The sequence below is a fragment of the Phyllobacterium sp. P5_D12 genome (assembly GCF_054049495.1).
This window is the reverse complement of the sequence record NZ_JBFUMG010000279.1, coordinates 1-5,747: the sequence shown is the minus strand read 5'-3', so window position 1 is coordinate 5,747 and position 5,747 is coordinate 1. Positions and strand designations below refer to the sequence as shown.

The 5,747-nt window shown below is 56.6% G+C and carries 4 protein-coding genes, 1 tRNA gene and 2 pseudogenes; 1 reads left to right on the top strand and 6 read right to left on the bottom strand.

From position 1 onward, the window contains the following. The coding region (locus tag ACXJ5O_RS17050; protein WP_457300920.1) for a glutamine synthetase beta-grasp domain-containing protein at positions 1-965 on the bottom strand (965 nt) is incomplete at its 3' end. Positions 966-1,463: 498 nt separating this feature from the next. Between ACXJ5O_RS17050 and ACXJ5O_RS17045 the strand changes: the two are divergent. Then, a pseudogene (locus ACXJ5O_RS17045) lies at positions 1,464-2,001 on the top strand (DUF899 family protein). A gap of 177 nt (positions 2,002-2,178) precedes the next feature. Here the strand turns inward: ACXJ5O_RS17045 and ACXJ5O_RS17040 are convergent. The 5 genes and pseudogenes from ACXJ5O_RS17040 to ACXJ5O_RS17020 all read right to left on the bottom strand — a co-directional run. Next, the gene (locus ACXJ5O_RS17040) at positions 2,179-2,805 is read right to left on the bottom strand and encodes a hypothetical protein (protein WP_457300919.1); all 627 of its coding nucleotides are present in this window, start codon (positions 2,803-2,805) and stop codon (positions 2,179-2,181) included. A 35-nt stretch (positions 2,806-2,840) separates the two neighbouring features. Next, on the bottom strand, positions 2,841-4,235 hold the full coding sequence (locus tag ACXJ5O_RS17035; RefSeq protein WP_457300918.1) for a selenium-binding family protein: 1,395 nt from the start codon (positions 4,233-4,235) through the stop codon (positions 2,841-2,843). Between the two features lie 264 nt (positions 4,236-4,499). Next, a complete protein-coding gene (locus ACXJ5O_RS17030) occupies positions 4,500-4,988 on the bottom strand; it encodes a hypothetical protein (protein ID WP_457300917.1) in 489 nt (162 codons plus the stop codon). A 26-nt stretch (positions 4,989-5,014) separates the two neighbouring features. Beyond that, a tRNA-Sec gene (locus tag ACXJ5O_RS17025) sits at positions 5,015-5,110 on the bottom strand. Between the two features lie 81 nt (positions 5,111-5,191). Beyond that, positions 5,192-5,740, bottom strand: a pseudogene (locus tag ACXJ5O_RS17020) (SelB domain-containing protein); the annotation flags it as partial. Between the last annotated feature and the right edge of the window lie 7 nt (positions 5,741-5,747).

Sequence of the window (5,747 nt, the reverse complement as noted above, 5' to 3'; positions counted from 1 at the left end):
GGGTCGCCCTGTGAGTTCGGGCGGCGGTCCTCGAGATATCCACGGTAACCATTGTTTACAAAGCTATGCGGTACCCGGATGGATGCGCCGCGATCAGCCACGCCGTAGCTGAACGTATGAATGGACTGCGTTTCGTGCTTGCCAGTCAGGCGTAGATGATTGTCGGGGCCATAGACGGCGATATGATCGGCCGTCGCACTTTGGAAGGCACTCATCAACTGCTCGAAATACTCTTTGCCGCCGATTTCCCGCATATACTGCGTGGAGAAATTGGCGTGCATGCCCGAACCATTCCAATCGGTATCGCCGAGCGGCTTGCAATGGTATTCAACGTCAATGCCATACTTTTCGGTCAAACGCTGCAATAGATAGCGCGCCAGCCAAATCTCGTCGGCAGCTTTTCTGGAACCCTTTCCGAAGATCTGGAACTCCCACTGGCCTTTGGCCACTTCGGCGTTGATGCCTTCGTGGTTGAGGCCCGCTGCCAGGCAAACATCGAGATGCTCTTCGACGATCTTGCGGGCAATATCACCGACGCTGCTATAGCCAACGCCCGTGTAATATGGCCCCTGTGGTGCTGGATATCCGGCTTCCGGGAAGCCGAGTGGACGGCCATTTTTGTAGAAGAAATATTCCTGTTCGAATCCGAACCATGCATTTTCGTCATCGAGGATTGATGCGCGCTTGTTCGAAGGATGCGGCGTAACGCCATCCGGCATCATGACTTCGCACATGACAAGAGCACCGTTCTTGCGCTCGCTATCAGGATAGATGGCCACTGGCTTCAACACGCAATCCGAACTTCTGCCTTCCGCTTGCATCGTGGAGCTGCCGYCGAAACCCCACATCGGCAAATCCTCAAGTGCAGGAAAACTATCGAACTCCTTGACCTGCGTCTTGCCGCGAAGATTCGGCACCGGGGTGTATCCATCCAGCCAAATATACTCGAGCTTGTATTTTGTCATTTTTTTACCTTCCTTGTCTGAAGGCGTAGCGATCCAGGATATTCCGATGATCGAGTAACGCCAGCTTGCACCATGAGAAGACAAAGCATGTTCCATGCCAATTCATCTGGCCGTCTCGAATTTCTTCAAAAATTGCAGCATCCAGAGGGCCGACCGTCGAAATAAGAACGATTCATGACAGGCGGGGCAGACGCAGATATCCTCCCTTCTTGCGAGTGATCGCGACGTTAGCCAGTGAAACGACAGTGAGTTCGGAAAAAGCGCCTCTGATTTCGGCGCAGGGTGAACCGAACCGCATTAAAAAGCATCAGAGTGATTTTAATTTGAGCATCGCAAAATCGAATTTGCCCTCAGCGAGAGCACGCGGGAGGCGAATTGGAACATCTAACAATATGATACGTTGATATCAACGTTATAATGCCATAGACTTCTCTGTGGCGGGCTCATCCCTGCGACTGGGCCGCCGGATCGAATACACAACCACCCAACGGATCGATCATGAACACCACCCATCTACTGACACCCGCAGCGGAGCTCGTGAAGCTGAGCGAAGCGCACTTTCCGAACGAAAACAATGAATACCGGCAGGCGCGCAATGCGCTGTTGGCCGAAGAGATCGAATTGCGGCGCCATATCGAGCGTGTTGCCGAGCAACGCCGGGCATTGCCACCTGGCGGCGAAGTCTCCAGGAATTATCGGTTTGAGGGTGAGCACGGCCCTGTGAGTTTCGCCGATCGACCGGCTTGTCGCCTTCAAGAAGGAACACGGCTGGCACGGCCTCAAGCTCTACTCGGACATGAGCGGCGATTATACTCGCGACTATGTAAGCGCCGAGGACGAAGATAGAGCCGCATTCAACGTCTTCACCCGTCGCGACGGCACAATCAGCCACTTCTGGAGCGAGGAAATGGGCGTAGCGACCGCCGATCCCGGGCAGGACCCGCGCGGCGCACTAGATCCCATGCCACTGTGGACCATTTTCGATGCAACGCCCGAAGGTCGCGGCAAGGATTGGTATCCGAAGCTCGAGTATTGAACAGATCCAGCTCTGAGTAGACAAAACTCGCTCTAGGGGCCGTTGAGATTCACGCTATGACGCGGCGAAAATGGTGGTTTCGAGCACCGGAGCGCAGCGTACATTCTGGTACGTGAGCACCGGAAGCACAGAAAAACGCCATTTGCAGGCCGTCCGAGTGTGAATACCAACAGCCCCTCAGGCAATCAGGACAATACCCGCAATCGCAAGCGCCGCGATCCAGATGGCATCAAAGTTGATCCATCCGCGGCGCAAGAATGCGAGGCCAAACCAATCGTAAACCGCGATTGCTACCAGCAGGATCACCGCGAGCATCGCTGCCATGTGCGTGCCGATAGCTGCCAGGGCGATCGGCAATGAACCCGCCGCTGTCAGCTCTTTGGCGGGGCTATTCGAAAGGCAAAGTGGAATGACAACCGGCACCAGCATGAGGCCTGCCCCATGGGCGGTCGCCATCAGGAATGACCACAACCCAAGCCCTGTCATTCCCGTGGTCATGCCGACCCTGACACGGTGACGATGGCCATATGTGGCGTAATAGACAGCCCATGCGAGCAACACCACGCCGGCGATAATTTCCAGAATACGCTGGTCGATGATCAGGCCGAGCAACACGGCCAAAAATGCAACAACACCGATCGAAATCGCGTGTCCTATGGCGATGGGAATTACAGACAGGAAAACTGTTTTGCGGCTCCTTCTGTGCAGACCAAGCGCCACGGCAAAGAGCCAGCCCGTTGCGGGATTGAGACCGTGAAAGACGCCAAGGCCAGCAAGCACCAGCCACGGTGACATGGCTACCATCTACGCTGCCATTCGTTTCGCGGATACCGGCCTCATCAAGGGTAGCAATACGAGTCCGATGAGCAGTCGCCCCCTTCCAGCCGCACCTGATGCGGACGATGACCTTTCGGCCAGTCAACGAAGAAATTCTCGTCGAATGCGATCCCGCCGTTCTCCCCGACGTCAAGCTTCACCATCCAGCCGTCGATGCCGTCCGGATAGAACTGCGGATCGATGGCGCCATAAAGCGAATTGGTGAAATAAACACGCTTTCCGTCCCGGCTGATTTCAACCATTTGCGGCCCGCCATTGAGAGCACGATTGTTGGCCTTCGGGTGGGTGGCCCGCGAAACGATACCACCAATCCTGACCCGGCCGGTTTCTTTCGGATGGAAAGGATCCGATACGTCATACTGGATCATATCGCCCGTGCCCCAGCATGAAACATAAAGGAACCGGTCATCCATCGACAGATCGATATCGGTTACGAGTGGAGCAACCGCCTGGAAGCCTTGCAGCACAGGCGGCAGCAATGAGGCATCGGCAGGTTCGGCAGGAATTTCGATGATTTTTTTGACAGCCCATTTGTTGCCATCACGATACCACGTCCAGATCGATGCCGAGAGGTYCTTCAGACTGATGACGCAGCCAACGAAACCATAGGCCTTGGTCGGATCATGCGCAGGGCGTAGTTCGAACACGAGCTGGTGCTCTTCGCCGAAATCGATCTCCTGCAGATGCTTGCGCTTGTGGAGGTCCCAGAAATGCAGTCTGCGTCCATATTTGCTGCCGAGCAGAATCTCCGGGACAAGCCCATCCTCGAATGTATCGGGCGTACCCCATTCACTTGTGATCATCGTGTCGTGGCCGAGGTGCCACCAGAAATCATAGGCGAGCTTTTGCGGCCCGCGATCCATCTCCCATTGGCCAAGCACATTGAAACTTTCAGGATCGAGCAGGAATATGCCACCGGGCGCCTTGCCCTCGGCGTTTCCAAGCGCATTGACATAAATCCCTTCGGGTCCGCAGTGAATGGTATGCAACCGCGAGTACCCTGCCTTTTCCGCAATTTCTTCGGGTTCGATTACCTTGACGATCATCGGATTTCGGGGATCGGGCTTCGTATCGATGATGTGCAGCCTCGACGACCTCAGGCCCGGCACGACGAGATAACGCCTTTCCATGTGAGGGTGCGGCGCATTGGGGCAAAGGCAGGACGAGCACGCATTCCAGCCAAAATGGTGCAGTTCGTCACCCGCATTCGGCATGTCGACCTGGCCGACAATCCGGGAATAGGAGGACGATTTCGGATCTACATCGACGACGGCGATTGCATCGGGTTTCTTGCGATCCGGATCGAAGGCGGCCACATAGGCCAGCTTTTCTGCCGGCGCCTTGGCGGCCATTCTCGGTGAGGGATAAAATGAGGGATCGGGTTGCCAGGTTGCCATGATGGAACTTCCTCTTGATCAAAACGAAGTCTTGCGCAGTGGTTCCTAAAATGAATGTGACGGGTGATCTTCGCACTTGGAAGAAGCGGTGTCCAATCAGATCATTTGATAACGGATGCGGAACCCGTCTGTTGAAAGTCGCTGAGGCGAGACATATGGCGTGGTCTTCGAGAACCTGAGCGGAGCGTACTTAAGGTACGTGAGCACCGGAAGCGCAGAAAATCGCGTCAGATGTCCGTCGCAGTAGAGTTTACGAGCGGGGTTTCAGAAGTCGACACGCGGCGTATCCTGCATCGGATTATCAAAAAGCATCCAGAACGAAACGCCGTGAGCCTCCTCATACCAGGCCTCGAAGCGTCCAAGCGCATCATCGATACCTGACGTTTCGTCAGGCATCTCCGCGCTGCCCGAAGCCCGATGAAGCGCAATGACCACAGGTGCGAAACGCGCAAGCGTTGCATCCCGGGTTTCACTATCCGACGACCAGCCAAGCCTGACCCGCAACAGCGCAAGGGCGCGCGCGACGGCGATTTCCTCAGCGCTCCGCTCGGCCGGATCACCGTCGTCCTCCATCTGCGGCTTTGCCGCCTCGGCGACCGACCGCATCAGGTTCATCCGGCGAAAGGCGAAAGCACGTTCGCGTTCGAGCACCGCTATGCGGGTTGCCGCCTCCCGCCGATAGGCGGTCTCAACCGATTGCGCCTTGTCGGCTGCTTGCTGCAACCGCTCGATATAAATGGTTACCGCCGTCATTGGGAGCTTCCGGAGTGGCCGGGCGGTGGCGGAAGAGAGTGGGAGTCGAACCCACCAAAGACCGTCTCTCGGCCCCTCCCGGATTTGAAGTCCGGACGCCCCACCGGGGACGATTCTCCTCCAGAAACAGTATTTTCGCCGGTCGCACCATCTGACGTATCCGCAAAGAGATCCAGACGGTTCCGGTTGACCCGGCGAAGGTCGCCACGGCGCAATGTGATGCTATGATGATCGAAGAAATCGAGGATCTGGATTGCAACCTTGCGGCCATTTTCGACCCGGTCGCGAAATTGCGCGGCGGTAAACCAGCCCTCATCGGAAGCTGTGCTGATCTCGACGATGATGGCAACCATTTCTGCAACCGTACCTCGCAGGAAGAAATGGTCGTGTGCCACCTCATGTACCTTACCAATGCGGCTGCCCAGCTTCAGTAGCCGGCGCACCTGCGGCTCCGGGACAGCAAACAACGCGGCAATATCGCGGACGCGCGGCGGGCGGAAACGTTCGGCTTCGCCGAGTAGCGGTTCGATAGCATTCCACAGTCGCTCGTCAGGTGGGGCCATCGTCACTTCGTGCCCGGAAAGCCGCACCCAGGCTCCATCAAGCGCTATCTCCCCGCCGCGGGCAAGACTATGCAAGGCTGCACGGAACGCAGGCACGGGCAGGCGCAACTCAAGCTGCGTCCGGAGCCGTTCGATGCCGATCCCCARCAAATCCGGATTGTCGGCATGAAAAGTTTCGAGCCGGTCCAGAAGATCT

What these genes read in the sequence shown, in the direction of transcription:
- ACXJ5O_RS17040 (WP_457300919.1), bottom strand. Translation starts at nt 2,805, where the DNA reads ATGGTAGCCATGTCACCGTGGCTGGTGCTTGCTGGCCTTGGCGTCTTT.
- ACXJ5O_RS17030 (WP_457300917.1), bottom strand. Translation starts at nt 4,988, where the DNA reads ATGACGGCGGTAACCATTTATATCGAGCGGTTGCAGCAAGCAGCCGAC.